Below are 16,879 nucleotides of genomic sequence, written 5' to 3'. Positions count from 1 at the left end.
GTTCGGCCCCACCCTTTTGCAATTACCGTGACCGAGTCCTGACCGATGAACACAGAATTCCGCAAACCGCTGCCCGGCAGCCATCTGGATTATTTCGACGTCCGTGCGGCGGTCGAAGCCATCCAGCCTGGCGCCTATGACACCCTGCCGTACACCTCCCGCGTGCTCGCGGAAAACCTGGTGCGCCGCTGCGACCCGGCCACGCTCACCGATTCCCTGAAGCAGTTCATCGAACGCAAGCGCGACCTCGACTTTCCGTGGTTCCCGGCCCGTGTGGTCTGCCACGACATCCTCGGCCAGACCGCCCTGGTCGACCTCGCCGGCCTGCGCGACGCCATCGCCCTGCAAGGTGGCGACCCTGCGCAAGTGAACCCGGTGGTGCCGACGCAATTGATCGTCGATCACTCCCTGGCCGTCGAGCGCGGTGGCTTTGATCCAGAGGCGTTCGAGAAGAACCGCGCCATCGAAGACCGTCGCAACGAAGACCGTTTCCACTTCATCAACTGGACCAAAAAAGCCTTCAAGAACGTTGATGTGATTCCGCCGGGCAACGGGATCATGCACCAGATCAACCTGGAGAAAATGTCTCCGGTGATCCAGGTGCGTGACGGCGTTGCGTTCCCCGACACCTGCGTCGGCACCGACAGCCACACCCCGCACGTTGATGCGTTGGGCGTGATCGCCATCGGCGTCGGTGGTCTGGAAGCCGAGAGCGTGATGCTCGGTCGCGCGTCGTGGATGCGCCTGCCAGAAAGCGTCGGTGTTGAACTGACCGGCAAGCTGCAACCAGGCATCACCGCCACCGATATGGTGCTGGCGCTGACCGAGTTCCTGCGCAAACAAAAAGTCGTTGGCGCGTGGCTGGAATTCTTCGGCGAAGGTGCTTCGGCGCTGACCCTCGGCGACCGCGCAACCATTTCCAACATGGCCCCGGAATACGGCGCCACTGCCGCGATGTTCTACATCGATCAGCAGACCATCGACTACCTCAAACTCACCGGCCGTGAAGACGAGCAGGTAGCGCTTGTCGAGAACTACGCCAAGACCACCGGCCTGTGGGCTGACAGCCTGAAGGGCGCGCAATACGAGCGCGGCTTGAGCTTCGACCTGTCCTCGGTGGTGCGCAACATGGCCGGCCCGAGCAACCCGCACGCTCGCGTTGCGACGTCGGACCTTGCGGCCCAAGGCATCTCCGGCCAGTGGACCGAAGTGCCCGGCCAGATGCCGGACGGCGCAGTGATCATCGCGGCCATCACCAGTTGCACCAACACCAGCAACCCGCGCAACGTCATCGCCGCCGGCCTGCTGGCGCGCAATGCCAACAAGCTCGGTCTGACCCGCAAGCCGTGGGTCAAATCGTCCCTGGCACCGGGCTCGAAAACCGTCGCGCTGTACCTCGACGAAGCCGGGCTGACCAGTGAGCTGGAGCAACTCGGTTTCGGCATCGTCGCGTTCGCCTGCACCACCTGTAACGGGATGTCCGGCGCACTCGATCCGGTGATCCAGCAAGAGATCATCGACCGCGATTTGTATGCGACCGCTGTGCTCTCCGGCAACCGCAACTTCGACGGACGGATTCACCCGTACGCCAAGAACGCGTTCCTTGCTTCGCCGCCGCTGGTGGTCGCTTACGCCATCGCCGGGACCATCCGTTTCGACATCGAAAAAGATGTGCTGGGCGTGGTCGACGGCAAGGAAATTCGCCTGAAAGACATCTGGCCGAGCGACGAAGAAATCGACGCCGTGGTGAAAGCCTCGGTGAAGCCGGAGCAGTTCCGTCAGGTCTACATTCCGATGTTCGCCATCCACGAAGACACCGGCCCGAAAGTCACGCCGCTGTATGACTGGCGCGAAATGAGCACCTACATCCGCCGTCCGCCGTACTGGGAAGGCGCGCTGGCCGGCGCACGTCCGCTCAAGGGCATGCGCCCGCTGGCGGTGCTGCCGGACAACATCACCACCGATCACCTGTCGCCGTCGAACGCGATCATGCTCGACAGCGCGGCAGGTGAATACCTGGCGAAAATGGGCTTGCCGGAAGAGGACTTCAACTCTTACGCAACGCACCGTGGCGACCACTTGACCGCGCAGCGCGCGACCTTTGCCAACCCGAAACTGTTCAACGAAATGGTCCGGGAAAACGGCAAGGTCAAGCAGGGTTCTTTGGCCCGCGTCGAGCCGGAAGGCCAGGTCATGCGCATGTGGGAGGCCATCGAAACCTACATGGAACGCAAGCAGCCGCTGATCATCATCGCCGGCGCCGACTACGGTCAAGGTTCGTCGCGTGACTGGGCAGCGAAAGGCGTGCGCCTGGCCGGTGTGGAAGCGATTGCCGCCGAAGGTTTCGAGCGCATTCACCGCACCAACCTGGTGGGCATGGGCGTGTTGCCACTGGAGTTTTTGCCGGGCACCGACCGTCACACGTTGGGCATCGATGGCAGCGAAACTTATGACGTGATCGGCGACCGTACACCGCGTGCGCAGTTGACGTTGGTGATCAATCGTCTGAATGGCGAGCGCATTGAAGTGCCGGTGACTTGCCGTCTCGACACCGCTGAAGAAGTCTCGATTTACGAAGCGGGCGGCGTGTTGCAGCGCTTTGCCCAAGACTTCCTTGAATCGGCCGTCGCCGTTTAAACATCCAGGGCCGCAGGGGATTTCACGTCCCCTGTCGGCCAATAGAGGAATGACATGGCTCACGTACCTCAAATCAAAATCCCCGCCACCTACATGCGCGGCGGCACCAGCAAAGGCGTGTTCTTCAGCCTGAAAGACTTGCCCGAAGCAGCACAGATTCCCGGCCCGGCGCGCGATGCCTTGTTGCTGCGCGTCATCGGCAGCCCCGACCCGTACGACAAACAAATCGACGGCATGGGCGGCGCCACCTCCAGCACCAGCAAAACCGTGATCCTGTCGAAAAGCATCAAAGCTGATCACGATGTGGATTACCTGTTTGGTCAGGTGTCCATCGACAAGCCTTTCGTCGATTGGAGCGGCAACTGCGGCAACCTGTCGGCAGCGGTCGGTTCGTTCGCCATCAGCAATGGTTTGGTGGACGCCAGCCGTATTCCGCACAACGGCGTTGCCGTGGTGCGCGTGTGGCAAGCGAACATCGGCAAGACCATCATCGCCCACGTGCCGATCACCAATGGTGAAGTGCAGGAAACCGGTGATTTCGAACTCGACGGCGTGACCTTTCCGGCCGCCGAAGTGCAGGTCGAATTCATGGACCCGGCGGCGGAAGAAGAGGGCGGCGGTGGCTCGATGTTTCCCACCGGCAACTTGGTGGATGATCTGGAAGTGCCCGGCGTCGGGACCTTCAAGGCGACCATGATCAATGCCGGCATCCCGACGATTTTTATCAACGCTGAAGACATCGGCTACACAGGCACCGAGTTGCAGGGCGCGATCAACAGCGACCCGAAAGCCCTGGCGATGTTCGAAACCATCCGTGCCTACGGCGCGTTGCGCATGGGTTTGATCAAAGACCTGGACGAAGCGGCCAAGCGGCAGCACACGCCGAAAGTGGCGTTCGTGGCCAAGCCCGCGGATTACGTGGCGTCCAGCGGCAAGCCGATAGCGGTGGGGGATGTCGACCTGCTGGTGCGTGCCCTGTCGATGGGCAAATTGCACCACGCGATGATGGGCACGGCGGCAGTGGCGATTGGCACGGCGGCGGCGATTTCCGGCACGTTGGTGAATCTTGCGGCGGGCGGTATCGAGCGTAATGCGGTGCGTTTCGGGCATCCGTCCGGCACGTTGCGTGTGGGTGCCGAGGCCAGTCAGGTGAACGGTGAATGGACTGTGAACAAGGCCATCATGAGCCGCAGTGCGCGGGTGTTGATGGAAGGGGTCGTTCGCGTGCCGGGTGATTCGTTCTAACCAACACCTATTCCCTGTAGGAGCCAGGCTTGCCGGCGAAGGCGTGCTTAAGATCGCCTTCGCCGGCAAGCCTGGCTCCTACAGGACCGCATTACCAAAACAAGATCGCTGTAACCGAATGAGATTGCCCTGAACCGAGGTCCCATCAACGAAGCACTAACCGAGTGAATCGAACATGAGCGCCAACGTCGACCTGAACAACCGCCCCGACTACGACACGGTCCTGCAGGACATCGCTGACTACGTCCTCAACTTCAAAATCGAGTCCACCGAAGCACTCGACACCGCCCGCAACTGCCTGATGGACACCCTCGGCTGTGGCCTGCTGGCCCTGCGCTTTCCCGAATGCACCAAACACCTGGGCCCGATTGTCGAAGGCACCGTCGTCCCGTTCGGCGCCCGGGTGCCCGGCACCTCTTTTCGTCTCGACCCGGTCAAAGCCGCGTGGGACATCGGCTGCATCGTGCGCTGGCTCGATTACAACGACACCTGGCTCGCCGCCGAGTGGGGCCATCCGTCGGATAACCTCGGCGGGATTCTCGCGGTAGCGGATCACCTGTCGCAAAAACACCTGGCCAATGGCGATGCGCCGCTGACGATCCGTGCGGTGCTCGAAGCGATGATCATGGCCCACGAGATTCAGGGCGTGATCGCGCTGGAAAACTCCTTCAACCGTGTAGGGCTCGATCACGTGCTGCTGGTGAAAGTCGCCTCGACCGCCGTCACTGCCAAACTCATGGGCGCCAATCGCGAGCAGTTGCTGTCGGCGCTGTCCCATGCCTTTGCCGATGGCCAGGCGCTGCGTACTTATCGTCATGCGCCGAACGCCGGGTCGCGCAAATCCTGGGCTGCCGGCGATGCTTCCAGCCGAGGCGTGCGTCTGGCGGACATTGCCATGCGCGGCGAGATGGGCATCCCCGGCGTCCTGACCGCCAAGCAGTGGGGCTTCTACGACGTGTTGTTCAGCCACACCAATAACGATCTGGCGCTCAAGCCCGACGACAAGCGCGCGTTCAGCTTCTCTCGCCAGTACGGCAGCTACGTGATGGAAAACGTGCTGTTCAAAATCAGCTTCCCCGCCGAGTTCCACGCGCAGACCGCGTGCGAAGCCGCCGTGACCCTGCATCCACAGGTCCGCAATCGCCTGCACGAAATCGACAAAATCGTCATCACCACCCACGAATCGGCGATCCGCATCATTTCCAAAGTCGGACCCTTGGCGAATGCCGCCGACCGCGACCACTGCATTCAGTACATGACCGCCGTGCCGCTGGCCTTCGGCAATCTGGTGGCCGAGCAATACGAAGATGACTTCCACGCCGCGCATCCGATCATCGATGTGCTGCGGGAGAAAATGGTCATCGTCGAGGAGCCGCGCTTCACCCGCGAGTATCTGGAAGCCGACAAGCGTTCTATCGCCAACGCGATCCAGGTGTTTTTCAAGGATGGCTCCAGCACCGAAAACGTAGTGGTCGAGTACCCGATCGGCCATCGCCGTCGCCGTGCCGATGGCATTCCGCTGCTGGAAGACAAGTTCAAGGCCAACCTGGCGACGCGCTTCACCGGTCAGCGCAGCGCCGAGATTTTTGCGTTGTGTAAGGATCAGGCTGCGTTGGAAGCGACGCCGGTTAACCGGTTTGTCGACCTGTTCGTGATCTGACCCCGATCCTGTAGGAGCCAGGCTTGCCGGCGAAGGCGTACGTGAGGGCGCCTTCGCCGGCAAGCCTGGCTCCTACAGGGGGCGTGTTCAGGTCTTGAGCCATTTCTCGACCGGCAATTTGGTGATGGCAAACCCCGCCAGCAACACCGCCGAGTAAATCATCAACTCCCGGCTCAGATTCTTTCCCTCGTACCAGGCCCCAATCACCACCGCAAACACCGGAAAAATAATAAACACGAACGACAAAATGATCGGGCTCAGCCGTTTGAGCAGCAAAAAGTAAACGATAAACCCGCCCACCGACGCCACCAGCCCCAGGTAGAGCAGGGCGCCCCACGACCGCACGCTGATTTCATCGAACACCGGCGCCTCAAAACTCAATCCCGCGACAAACAGCATCAACCCCGCCAAGCCAATGGGCAACGTGTTGTAGGTAATCACGCTGATCGCACTGCCTTGTTTCTTGGTGATCACGTAACACAGCGCATGCATCAGCGCCGCCGCCAGAATCGCCAGTACACCGAAGAACTCGGCGTGGTCCAGGTGCAGGCCCTGGCCGCGGATAATCATGAACAAACTGCCAAATCCGATGGCGATGCCAATCACCTGGGAGGGATAGATTTTCTCCCGCAAAAACACCGCAGAAAAAATCAGGATAAACACCGGCATGCAGCTGAACAGCAACGCGGTCAGGCCAGACGAGACGTGCATCTCGCCGTAGTTGAGCAAGTAATACGGCAGGCTGAAGTACGACAGCGTGACGAACACGAAAAACCAGCGACTTTGCCGTGGAAACAGCAGCGGCTCGCGACGCAGCAGGGCGAAGCTCAAGAACAGCGGAAAGGCGATCAGAAAGCGCAGGCCGGCGGCGGTCAGGGGCGGCACGCTTTCGACGGCGATCTTGATCCCCAGCCATGTGGTGCCCCAACTCAGGCAAACGATCAGGAACAAGGTGCTGGTGATCAATCCAGCCAGCCAGGGTTTTCCCGTGATGGACGGCGTGCTGATGGCAATCGACATGTTCGAGCTCCTGTATACGTCGTCGGAATTGACCTGATAACGGAAAGGGTCTATCCCTGATTGAACCTGTTTTCAGCACGCTATTCGGGATGGAAATGACTGTCAAAGTAAGTATTGCCACGGTGTCAATTCTGCGCGAAGGCTTGGCCAATGGGCGCGGCGTGAAGTACAAACGCCTGGCCGAGGCCCTGGAAAAAAGTATCGGCGAAGGCTTGATCGAACCCGGCAGCAAATTACCGCCCCATCGACTGTTGGCAGACAGCCTCGGCGTGACCATCGGGACTATTAGCCGCGCTTACGGCGAACTGGAGCGGGTCGGGTTGGTGGTGGCCCGTGTAGGAGATGGCACTTATGTGCGTCAGAGGGGGATGGAACGTACGCGGGACGTTGGCTTTCGCAATGTCAGCGACGAGCCCCGGGCATTCTTCGACATGAGTCGGAATCAGCCGATTCCGGGGCAGGAAGCAGCCTTCCTCGGCCAAAGTCTGCAAGCCTTGGCCAATGATCCGCAGACCTTGCAGTTGCTCAGCGGCTACACGGCCGATGGTGGGTTGCCGCGCCACCGTGCGGCGGGCGCCCATTGGCTGCGACACCAGACATTTGTGCCGAACGCCGAGCAAGTGATTTGCGTCAACGGCGGCCAGCACGGCTTGCTTTGCGTCTTGATGGCGCTGCTTAAACCGGGCGACACGCTGGTGACCGAGCATTTGACCTACCCCGGTTTGATCAGCGTCGCACGCATGCTCGGGATAAAACTGATCGGCGTCGGGATGGATGACGAAGGATTGCTGCCCGATGCGCTATCGGACGTTTGCCAGCAGCATCGGGTATCGGCGTTGTACTGCACGCCGACGATCCAGAATCCTACGGCGGCGGTGATGTCTGTCCCACGTCGTGAAGCAATCGCCGAGGTCTGTCGTCAACACAACCTGCTGATCATCGAAGACGAAGCCCATGCCGTGCTGGCGCAGCAGCGTCCGTTGCCCTTGAGCCACTTTGCCCCGGAGCGCTCGGTGTTGATCGGCAGCCTGAGCAAAGCGGTGTCGGCGGGTTTGCGCGTGGGTTATCTGCATGCGCCGCTACCGTTGATCGGACGCTTGAGCGCGGCAGTGCGCGGGACTTGCTGGATGGCCAGTCCGCTCTCCATGGCGCTGGCGACTGCGTGGATCGAAAACGGTATTGCCGAACAGTTGCTGGGGCAGCAGATCGCCGAAATCAGCCGCCGCAAGCGGTTGGTCAGCGCCGTGTTAGAAGAAGTCGGCTACAAGACGCATCCCCATAGCCCACACTTCTGGATCGAAGTACCCGAGCCGTGGCGCGCTTCGCAGATTGCGGCGGAGCTCAAGGAGAAAAATTATTGGGTGGCGACCGCCGAGGCGTTTGCGGTGGGGCATGGGGCGGTGCCGCAGTTTATTCGGGCGAGTGTGTGTAATTCGGTGGGGGATGATCGGTTGTTATTGCAGGGCTTTGAAGCGCTGGTGGGGGCATTGGCAGAGACCGTGTGATCGTTCTTCGCGAGCAAGCCCGCTCCCACAGGGGATTTGTGCACGCCGCATATCCAATGTGGGAGCGGGCTTGCTCGCGAAGGCGTTGTGTCAGGCAACAACGATCTACTTGAACCGCCGCTCAACCCCTTTCTCCACCAGAATCTTCGCCGAAATCTCTTCCACGGAAAAATGCGTGGAGTTGATGTGCGCAATGTTCTCCCGGCGAAACAGATTCTCCACCTCACGCACTTCGAATTCGCACTGGGCGTAGCTCGAATAGCGGCTGTTAGGCTTGCGCTCGTTGCGGATCGCGGTGAGGCGGTCCGGGTCGATGGTCAGGCCGAACAGCTTGTGCTGGTGGGCGCGCAGGGCGGCCGGCAGGGTCAGGCGCTCCATGTCGTCTTCGGTCAGCGGATAGTTGGCGGCGCGGATGCCGAATTGCATGGCCATGTACAGGCACGTCGGCGTCTTACCACACCGCGACACGCCCACTAGGATCAGGTCGGCCTTGTCGTAATAATGCGTGCGGGCACCGTCGTCGTTGTCCAGGGCGAAGTTCACCGCCTCGATCCGCTCCATGTAATTGGAGTTGGTGCCGATGGAGTGGGACTTGCCGACGGTGTAGGAAGAATGCTCGGTCAGTTCCTGTTCAAGCGGTGCCAGGAAGGTCGAGAAAATGTCGATCATGAAACCATTGGACGTAGCGAGGATCTCACGAATGTCCTGATTGACGATGGTGTCGAAGATGATCGGCCGGAAGCCGTCGGTTTCGGCGGCCTTGTTGATTTGTTGTACCATGGCCCGCGCTTTATCGACGTTGTCGATGTAGGGCCGCGTGAATTTGCTGAAGGTAATGTTTTCGAACTGCGCCAACAGGCTTTGCCCGAGGGTCTCGGCGGTAATACCCGTGCCATCGGAGATGAAGAAAGCAGATCGTTTCATTTGCACCTTGGGCCTTAAGCTAGTGAAGATTTCTGGATATGATAGACGCGATTTGTAGGCCGCCAGTTGGCCCGCATTCTCACTTATTTTCCAGGTCCAGGCCATACAGTCGGCAAAGGCTCCCCCGAGCCGCCGGCTTCTGAGCTTTTCCAACACAGTTAGTGGAGAGATCACCTTGGTAGAGTACGTAGTTTCCCTCGATAAGCTCGGCGTCCATGATGTAGAGCACGTAGGGGGCAAGAACGCATCCCTGGGCGAGATGATCAGTAACCTTGCAGGTGCCGGTGTATCGGTGCCCGGTGGCTTCGCCACGACAGCTCAGGCTTATCGTGATTTTCTGGAACTGAGCGGCCTGAACGATCAGATCCATGCGGCCCTCGACGCCCTGGACGTCGACGACGTCAACGCCCTGGCCAAGACCGGCGCCCAGATCCGCAAGTGGATCATGGAAGCCGAATTCCCTGAGAAGCTCAACGCCGAGATCCGCACCGCGTTCGCCACGCTGTCGGCCGGCAACCCTGACATGGCCGTGGCCGTGCGCTCTTCCGCTACCGCCGAAGACTTGCCGGACGCTTCCTTCGCCGGTCAGCAGGAAACCTTCCTGAACATCCGTGGTGTCGAAAACGTCATTCGCGCCGCCAAAGAGGTGTTCGCTTCACTGTTCAACGACCGCGCCATTTCCTACCGCGTCCACCAGGGCTTCGACCACAAGTTGGTGGCTCTGTCGGCCGGTGTGCAGCGCATGGTCCGCTCCGAAACCGGCACTGCCGGCGTGATGTTCACCCTCGATACCGAATCGGGCTTCCGTGACGTGGTGTTCATCACCGGCGCTTACGGCCTCGGCGAGACCGTCGTACAAGGCGCGGTGAACCCGGACGAATTCTACGTCCACAAACAAACGCTTGAAGCCGGTCGGCCGGCGATCCTGCGCCGTAACCTGGGCAGCAAAGCCATCAAGATGATCTACGGCGAAGTGGCCACGGCCGGCAAGTCGGTCAAGACCATCGACGTGGACAAGGCCGATCGCGCACGTTTCTGCCTGACCGACGCCGAAGTCAGCGAGCTGGCCAAGCAAGCGATGATCATCGAGAAGCACTACAAGTGCCCGATGGACATCGAATGGGCCAAAGACGGCGACGACGGCAAGCTCTACATCGTGCAGGCCCGTCCTGAAACCGTGAAGAGCCGCACCCAGGCCAACGTCATGGAACGCTACCTGCTGAAAGAAACCGGCACCGTGCTGGTTGAAGGTCGCGCCATCGGCCAGCGCATCGGCGCCGGCAAGGTCCGCATCATCAAGGACGTGTCCGAGATGGACAAAGTCCAGCCAGGCGACGTACTGGTGTCCGACATGACTGACCCGGACTGGGAACCGGTCATGAAGCGCGCCAGCGCCATCGTCACCAACCGTGGCGGCCGTACCTGCCACGCGGCGATCATCGCTCGCGAGCTGGGCATCCCGGCCGTGGTCGGTTGCGGCAACGCCACCCAGCTGTTGAAAGACGGCCAGGGCGTGACCGTTTCCTGCGCTGAAGGCGACACCGGTTACATCTTCGAAGGCGAACTGGGCTTCGACATCAAGAAGAACTCCGTGGACGCCATGCCTGATCTGCCGTTCAAGATCATGATGAACGTCGGCAACCCGGACCGCGCCTTCGACTTCGCGCAACTGCCGAACGCCGGTGTGGGCCTGGCCCGCCTGGAATTCATCATCAACCGCATGATCGGTGTCCACCCCAAAGCGCTGTTGAACTACGACGGTCTGCCGCAGGACATCAAGGACAGCGTCGACAAGCGCATCGCCGGTTACGACGATCCGGTCGGCTTCTACGTCGACAAACTGGTCGAAGGCATCAGCACCCTGGCTGCAGCGTTCACCCCGAAAAAAGTCATCGTGCGTCTGTCGGACTTCAAGTCCAACGAATACGCGAACCTGATCGGCGGCAAGCTCTACGAGCCGGAAGAAGAAAACCCGATGCTGGGCTTTCGTGGTGCTTCGCGTTACATCAGCGAATCGTTCCGCGATTGCTTCGAACTCGAATGCCGCGCCCTCAAGCGTGTGCGTAACGAGATGGGCCTGACCAACGTTGAGATCATGGTGCCGTTCGTCCGTACCCTGGGCGAAGCCAGCCAGGTTATCGACCTGCTGGCCGAAAATGGCCTGGCTCGTGGCGAGAACGGTCTGCGCATCATCATGATGTGCGAACTGCCGTCCAATGCGATCCTGGCTGAAGAGTTCCTCGAGTTCTTCGACGGCTTCTCCATCGGCTCCAACGACCTGACCCAGTTGACCCTGGGCCTGGACCGTGACTCCGGGATCATCGCTCACCTGTTCGACGAGCGTAATCCGGCGGTCAAGAAGCTGCTGGCCAATGCCATCCAGGCTTGCAACAAGGCGGGCAAGTACATCGGCATCTGCGGTCAGGGTCCTTCGGATCACCCGGACCTGGCCAAATGGCTGATGGAGCAGGGCATTGAAAGCGTTTCGCTGAACCCCGATTCCGTACTGGAAACCTGGTTCTTCCTGGCTGAAGGTCAGGCAGCGGTCTGATGGTGTGAGAACGACCGCTCACTGTAGGAGCAAGGCTTGCCCGCGATGGCGTCTTCAAAATCGCCATCGCCAGCAAGCTGTGCTCCTACAGGGGGTAGCCGTTTTTTGAGATTCAAGTAGGGCGGGCTCCTCTGGACGCCGCCCTTTTTTGTGCAAGAGCATTATGCAAAGCAGCAGCAACCTATTTCCTGTCGCCCTGATCAGCGCCGAGCGGCGCGGCGATCTGAGCGAAGACGTGTATCGATTGAAACCCGGAAACAGCCCCGACGGCACCGTCGAGCTGGCGGTAACGCGCCTGGGTATGGCGGACGGCTCGGATGCCCGTGGCGTTCCGGTGATTTTGCTGCACGGCAGTTTTTCCAATCGCCGGTTCTGGTTTTCCCCAAAGGGCCTGGGGTTGGGCGCCTACCTGACGCGCCTGGGCTTCGATGTGTGGATCCCGGAAATGCGCGGTCACGGTCTGTCCCAGCGCAACCAGAACTATCGCAAGAACCGTGTCTCCGACTACGCCCGTTACGATTTGCCGGCCATCGGTGCGTTCGTGCGCGAGCAAAGTGGCCAGGTCCCGCACTGGATCGGTCATTCGCTGGGCGGTATTACCTTGGCGGCCGCGTTGGGCGGTCAGTACATCGGTGAGCCAGTGGTGGCGTCGGCGGCATTTTTCGGTACGCAGGTCAGCCGCACCTACTGGCCGCTGAAGATTCCGCCGGTGGAGTGGAGCGGTCGCTTCATTCTCAAGCGTTTTGCCCAGTTGTCCGGTTCACGGCTCAAGCGCGGCCCAGAGGACGAGCCGATTGGCCTGGCCCTGGAAAGCATGCGCTGGTATGGCCTGTTCGGGCGCTTTGGCGATGCGGACAAGGACTGGTGGGCCGGTTTGGCCGAGGTTCAACTGCCCGTGCTGGCGGTGAGCGCGGCGGGTGACCATCAGGATCCGGCGTGGGCCTGTCGCAAGTTGTTCGATCAACTCGGCTCGGAGCACAAGCAGTTCATCAACCTGGGGCGCGAGCAGGGTTTCGCTGACAATTTCGGTCATGTTGAAATGCTGGTGAGCAAAGCCGCTCAGGTCGAAGTCTGGCCGTTGGTGGCGCGCTGGCTGGTCGATCAACAGACGCCGTTGCTGGGGGAAAAGCCGGATTTGGCCACAGCCGTCTGAGCGCGCTGCTCTAACAAGGGCATTTCGCTCCCGTCGGCTTGCGGCTAAGATATGACGCATTGAGCTTTTCTGGTCACTTTGCGACATCCTCGATTGTCTTCCTCTTTACAGGAGTTTCTCGATGAACCATTACGTTACGCCTGACCTGTGCGACGCCTACCCGGAGCTGGTGCAGGTGCTGGAGCCGATGTTCAGCAATTTCGGCGGCCGTGATTCCTTCGGCGGCGAAATCGTGACCATCAAGTGTTTCGAAGACAACTCGCGGGTTAAAGAGCAAGTTGAACTCCAGGGTGACGGCAAGGTGCTGGTGGTCGACGGCGGCGGTTCCCTGCGTCATGCGTTGCTGGGTGACATGCTGGCCGAGAAAGCCTCGAAAAACGGTTGGGCAGGGCTGGTGATCTACGGGTGCATCCGCGACGTGGATATCCTCGCGCAGACCGATCTGGGCGTGCAGGCCCTCGCGAGCCACCCGAGAAAGTCCGACAGGCGCGGGCTTGGCGACATTAACGTTCCGGTGACCTTCGCCGGCGTGACGTTCCATCCAGGCCATTACATTTATGCGGACAACAATGGCGTGATCATCTCGCCAAGCCCGCTGACGATGCCTGAATAAAGCGTCGATGCAAATTTTCGCAGTAGCCATGGGGTGAGGATGTTCGAGGAAGAAAACGCGCAGTGGGGGCTTGTGCATGCCCTGGTGCTGGACGGTAAAGGCGGTGCGCGTTCGATAGCCCGGACTGATCTCGATGACTTGCAGCTGCAGGACCATGAAAGTCTGTGGCTGCATTGGGATCGCAGTCACCCGCAAACCCAGACCTGGCTGCGTAAATCCAGCGGTCTGAGTGAGTTCAGCTGCGATTTGCTGCTCGAAGAAAACACCCGTCCGCGGCTTTTACAGCTTTCCGACAGCGAACTGCTGCTATTTTTGCGTGGGGTAAACCTGAACCCTGGCGCCGAGCCAGAGGACATGGTTTCCGTGCGTATCTTCGCTTCGGCCCCGCGGGTGATTTCCCTGCGTTTGCGTCCGTTGCGCGCCACCGATGAGTTGCTGGTGCAGCTCGCCGAAGGCAAAGGGCCGAAAACCGCCTCCGAACTCATCCTTTATATGGCTCAGTACCTCACCAACAAGGTGCAGGATCTGGTTACTTGCCTCTCGGAAGTGGTCGATGAGGAAGAAGAAAAACTGGATGCCGACGAACGGTATACGCCCGAGCATGGCTCCATTTTGCAGATCCGTCGCAGGGCGGCCGGGCTGAAACGTTTCCTGGCTCCGCAGCGAGATATTTTCGGACAACTGACGCGGATAAAACTGCCTTGGTTTGTCGAAGATGATGGCGATTACTGGAACGAATTGAACAACAGCCTGACCCGTTATCTTGAGGAGCTGGAATTGACCCGGGAGCGGGTGGGGCTGGTCCTTGAGGCCGAAGACCGGCGTTTGAGCGTGCGCATGAACCGCACGATGTACCGCTTCGGGATCATCACCGGGATCTTTTTGCCGATGAGTTTTCTGACCGGTCTGCTGGGCATTAATGTCGGCGGCATTCCGTTCTCGGCGAGCCCGTATGGCTTCCTGATCGCCTGCATGATGATGGTGTCGGTGGCCCTCGGGCAGTGGTGGTTATTCCGACGTTTGCGCTGGGTGTGATGATGAGCCATGTGACCCGGGCAAATTTGATCGCGTCTTTCACTGACATTACGAGAGGTGCGTATGCACGATCCGTTTGAACAGTCTTTGCGTGACATGCTCAAGGCATCTCCGTCCACCCGGGACGACGATGCGTGCCTTGGCCGTGTCCTGAAAACCGCTAACCGCCAGGTCGGCGCTGGCGATCTGTTCAGCCTGCTGGGCCGTTGGCTGCCCGCGCTGATGATCGCGTTGAACAATGGATCGGCCCACGTCGCGCCGGTTTCCCGTCACCGTAAACCTACCGTTCGCACTGCTGATAAGGCTGATTGAATATGGAACTTGATCTCTGGACTCAGAGCCTCGTCACTGCAATGACTGCGTTGTGGACCAAGGTTGCGAATTTTATTCCGAACCTCTTCGGTGCGTTGGTTGTCCTACTCCTGGGATTTGTCGTAGCCAAGCTTCTGGACACCTTGTTGTCCAAGCTGCTCGCCAAATTGGGCCTTGATCGCCTGATGGGCGGCACCGGCCTGACCAAATTGTTGTCCCGTGCCGGCCTTCAGGTGCCTATCTCGACCTTGATCGGCAAGATCGTCTACTGGTTTGTTTTGCTGATTTTTCTCGTGTCGGCAGCAGAATCCCTTGGACTTGAAAGAGTTTCAGCTACGCTTGATATGCTTGCGCTGTATTTGCCGAAAGTATTTGGCGCCGCGCTGGTGTTGTTGGTAGGTGTGTTGCTGGCGCAATTGGCCAATGGGCTGGTGCGCGGGGCGGCAGAAGGCGTAGGGCTGGATTACGCCTCTGGCCTGGGGCGGATAGCCCAAGGCTTGGTGATTATTATCAGTTTGTCGGTCGCGATCAGCCAGTTGGAGGTCAAAACTGACCTGCTTAACCATGTGATTGTGATCGTATTGATTACCGTTGGTCTGGCAGTTGCGCTGGCCATGGGGTTGGGAAGCCGGGAAATTGCCGGTCAGATTCTTGCGGGAATCTATGTGCGTGAGTTGTATCAGGTTGGGCAACAAGTGCGTGTTGGCGAGGTCGAAGGTCAGATCGAAGAGATCGGCACGGTTAAAACCACATTGCTGACCGACGAGGGTGAGCTAGTCTCTCTCTCCAATCGGATCCTCCTGGAGCAGCATGTGAGTAGCCGCTAATCCGGCAAACCCTGCTAATGTATGCCGCCGCAAACTGCCCTGAAGGGACTGCGGCGGACATTGACCTGACTGTCGGCCCGACTTGTTTTGAATAAAGCTCAATCGCTCTCCACGCGCTACGACCCCCGCGAGCTCTCTGATGAGGAGTTGGTCGCGCGCTCGCATACCGAGCTGTTTCACGTAACACGCGCCTATGAAGAACTGATGCGGCGTTACCAACGAACATTATTTAACGTTTGTGCGCGATATCTTGGGAACGATCGCGACGCAGACGATGTCTGTCAGGAAGTGATGTTGAAGGTGTTGTACGGGTTGAAGAACTTCGAGGGGAAATCGAAGTTCAAGACATGGCTCTACAGCATCACGTACAACGAGTGCATCACGCAGTATCGAAAAGAACGGCGAAAGCGTCGCTTGATGGACGCTTTGAGTCTGGACCCCCTCGAGGAAGCGTCAGAAGAAAAGACGCCGAAACCCGAGGATAAGGGTGGACTTGATCGCTGGTTGGTGTATGTGAACCCGATTGACCGTGAAATTCTGGTGCTACGATTTGTCGCAGAGCTGGAGTTTCAGGAGATCGCAGACATCATGCACATGGGTTTGAGTGCAACAAAAATGCGTTACAAACGTGCTCTAGACAAATTGCGTGAGAAATTTGCAGGCGTTGCTGAAACTTAGTTCAGAGCAAATATCTCTTACGTGTAGGCAAGTTCTGATAGACTTGCCGCCGAGTTGTCCCCCGGTTTGCGGGACTGCTTCACAATCACCAGATGGGGATTTAACGGATGAAACTGAAAAACACCTTGGGCTTTGCCATTGGTTCTCTTATTGCTGCCACTTCGTTCGGCGCTCTGGCACAAGGCCAAGGCGCAGTTGAAATCGAAGGCTTCGCTAAGAAAGAACAATTCGACAGCGCTCGTAACTTCAAGAACAACGGCAACCTGTTCGGTGGTTCGGTTGGTTACTTCCTGACCGACGACGTTGAACTGCGTCTGGGCTACGACGAAGTGCACAACGTACGTGCAGACAACGGCCGTAACATCAAGGGCGCCAACACCGCTCTGGACGCTCTGTACCACTTCAACAACCCGGGCGACATGCTGCGTCCGTACGTTTCGGCTGGTTTCTCCGATCAGAGCATCGGTCAGAACGAATCCGGTCGTAACCGCTCCACCTTCGCCAACGTTGGCGGCGGTGCCAAGCTGTACTTCACCGAGAACTTCTACGCCCGTGCCGGCGTTGAAGCTCAGTACAACATCGACCAGGGCGACACCGAGTGGGCTCCAAGCGTCGGTATCGGTGTGATCTTCGGTGGCGGCTCCAAGGCTGCTGCTGCTCCAGTTCCAGCAGCAGCTGAAGTCTGCTCCGACAGCGACAACGATGGCGTTTGCGACTTC

General features: G+C 59.3%; 14 protein-coding genes. 12 read left to right on the top strand and 2 right to left on the bottom strand.

Annotation, left to right across the window (positions count from 1 at the left end; genetic code table 11):
- Positions 1 to 45 precede the first annotated feature (45 nt).
- The 3 genes from acnD (at position 46) to prpD (ending at position 5,542) form a co-directional block, all read left to right on the top strand.
- Positions 46 to 2,637 (top strand): Fe/S-dependent 2-methylisocitrate dehydratase AcnD, encoded by a 2,592-nt coding sequence (gene acnD, locus ACIOYV_RS18185; protein ID WP_054053988.1) that lies wholly within the window; start codon positions 46 to 48, stop codon positions 2,635 to 2,637.
- A gap of 54 nt (positions 2,638 to 2,691) precedes the next feature.
- Complete coding sequence (gene prpF, locus ACIOYV_RS18180) at positions 2,692 to 3,882, top strand: 2-methylaconitate cis-trans isomerase PrpF (protein ID WP_401325725.1); 1,191 nt, start codon at positions 2,692 to 2,694, stop codon at positions 3,880 to 3,882.
- Between the two features lie 175 nt (positions 3,883 to 4,057).
- Positions 4,058 to 5,542: a 2-methylcitrate dehydratase gene (gene prpD, locus ACIOYV_RS18175; RefSeq protein ID WP_401325722.1), complete on the top strand. Its 1,485-nt coding sequence runs from the start codon at positions 4,058 to 4,060 to the stop codon at positions 5,540 to 5,542.
- An 87-nt stretch (positions 5,543 to 5,629) separates the two neighbouring features.
- Here prpD and ACIOYV_RS18170 read toward each other — a convergent pair whose 3' ends face one another.
- On the bottom strand, positions 5,630 to 6,517 hold the full coding sequence (locus ACIOYV_RS18170) for a DMT family transporter (protein WP_401325965.1): 888 nt from the start codon (positions 6,515 to 6,517) through the stop codon (positions 5,630 to 5,632).
- Positions 6,518 to 6,657: 140 nt separating this feature from the next.
- On the opposite strand from ACIOYV_RS18170, the gene ACIOYV_RS18165 reads away from it, so the two are divergent.
- Complete coding sequence (locus ACIOYV_RS18165; protein ID WP_401325720.1) at positions 6,658 to 8,067, top strand: PLP-dependent aminotransferase family protein; 1,410 nt, start codon at positions 6,658 to 6,660, stop codon at positions 8,065 to 8,067.
- A 105-nt stretch (positions 8,068 to 8,172) separates the two neighbouring features.
- Here the strand turns inward: ACIOYV_RS18165 and ACIOYV_RS18160 are convergent, their stop codons facing one another.
- Positions 8,173 to 8,991 carry a pyruvate, water dikinase regulatory protein gene (locus ACIOYV_RS18160; protein WP_054053996.1) on the bottom strand — a complete coding sequence of 273 codons (819 nt, stop codon included), beginning with the start codon at positions 8,989 to 8,991 and terminating at the stop codon, positions 8,173 to 8,175.
- A 175-nt stretch (positions 8,992 to 9,166) separates the two neighbouring features.
- On the opposite strand from ACIOYV_RS18160, the gene ppsA reads away from it, so the two are divergent.
- The 8 genes from ppsA to ACIOYV_RS18120 all read left to right on the top strand — a co-directional run.
- On the top strand, positions 9,167 to 11,542 hold the full coding sequence (gene ppsA / locus ACIOYV_RS18155) for a phosphoenolpyruvate synthase (RefSeq protein ID WP_054053998.1): 2,376 nt from the start codon (positions 9,167 to 9,169) through the stop codon (positions 11,540 to 11,542).
- A gap of 163 nt (positions 11,543 to 11,705) precedes the next feature.
- Positions 11,706 to 12,695 (top strand): alpha/beta fold hydrolase, encoded by a 990-nt coding sequence (locus ACIOYV_RS18150; RefSeq protein WP_054053999.1) that lies wholly within the window; start codon positions 11,706 to 11,708, stop codon positions 12,693 to 12,695.
- 121 nt (positions 12,696 to 12,816) lie between these two features.
- The gene (gene rraA, locus ACIOYV_RS18145; RefSeq protein WP_163909193.1) at positions 12,817 to 13,308 is read left to right on the top strand and encodes a ribonuclease E activity regulator RraA; all 492 of its coding nucleotides are present in this window, start codon (positions 12,817 to 12,819) and stop codon (positions 13,306 to 13,308) included.
- A 39-nt stretch (positions 13,309 to 13,347) separates the two neighbouring features.
- Complete coding sequence (locus ACIOYV_RS18140) at positions 13,348 to 14,343, top strand: zinc transporter ZntB (protein ID WP_163909194.1); 996 nt, start codon at positions 13,348 to 13,350, stop codon at positions 14,341 to 14,343.
- A gap of 63 nt (positions 14,344 to 14,406) precedes the next feature.
- A complete protein-coding gene (locus tag ACIOYV_RS18135; RefSeq protein ID WP_008146303.1) occupies positions 14,407 to 14,655 on the top strand; it encodes a hypothetical protein in 249 nt (82 codons plus the stop codon).
- A gap of 2 nt (positions 14,656 to 14,657) precedes the next feature.
- Positions 14,658 to 15,482, top strand: a complete 825-nt coding sequence (locus ACIOYV_RS18130) for a mechanosensitive ion channel family protein (protein WP_054054005.1) — start codon at positions 14,658 to 14,660, stop codon at positions 15,480 to 15,482.
- Between the two features lie 87 nt (positions 15,483 to 15,569).
- Complete coding sequence (gene sigX / locus ACIOYV_RS18125) at positions 15,570 to 16,160, top strand: RNA polymerase sigma factor SigX (protein ID WP_163909195.1); 591 nt, start codon at positions 15,570 to 15,572, stop codon at positions 16,158 to 16,160.
- Between the two features lie 107 nt (positions 16,161 to 16,267).
- On the top strand, positions 16,268 to 16,879 hold a 612-nt coding region (locus ACIOYV_RS18120; RefSeq protein WP_401325711.1), incomplete at its 3' end, for an OmpA family protein.

Source organism: Pseudomonas sp. NPDC087342 (assembly GCF_044744265.1).
Classification (GTDB): Bacteria; Pseudomonadota; Gammaproteobacteria; order Pseudomonadales; family Pseudomonadaceae; genus Aquipseudomonas; species Aquipseudomonas nunensis.
This window is presented reverse-complemented; position numbering and strand designations above follow the sequence as displayed.

Coding starts and splice junctions, on each gene's coding strand:
- ACIOYV_RS18165 (WP_401325720.1), top strand. CDS start 6,658: ATGACTGTCAAAGTAAGTATTGCCACGGTGTCAATTCTGCGCGAAGGC.
- ACIOYV_RS18135 (WP_008146303.1), top strand. CDS start 14,407: ATGCACGATCCGTTTGAACAGTCTTTGCGTGACATGCTCAAGGCATCT.
- prpF (WP_401325725.1), top strand. CDS start 2,692: ATGGCTCACGTACCTCAAATCAAAATCCCCGCCACCTACATGCGCGGC.
- ACIOYV_RS18150 (WP_054053999.1), top strand. CDS start 11,706: ATGCAAAGCAGCAGCAACCTATTTCCTGTCGCCCTGATCAGCGCCGAG.
- ACIOYV_RS18140 (WP_163909194.1), top strand. CDS start 13,348: ATGTTCGAGGAAGAAAACGCGCAGTGGGGGCTTGTGCATGCCCTGGTG.
- acnD (WP_054053988.1), top strand. CDS start 46: ATGAACACAGAATTCCGCAAACCGCTGCCCGGCAGCCATCTGGATTAT.
- rraA (WP_163909193.1), top strand. CDS start 12,817: ATGAACCATTACGTTACGCCTGACCTGTGCGACGCCTACCCGGAGCTG.
- ACIOYV_RS18160 (WP_054053996.1), bottom strand. CDS start 8,991: ATGAAACGATCTGCTTTCTTCATCTCCGATGGCACGGGTATTACCGCC.
- prpD (WP_401325722.1), top strand. CDS start 4,058: ATGAGCGCCAACGTCGACCTGAACAACCGCCCCGACTACGACACGGTC.
- ACIOYV_RS18130 (WP_054054005.1), top strand. CDS start 14,658: ATGGAACTTGATCTCTGGACTCAGAGCCTCGTCACTGCAATGACTGCG.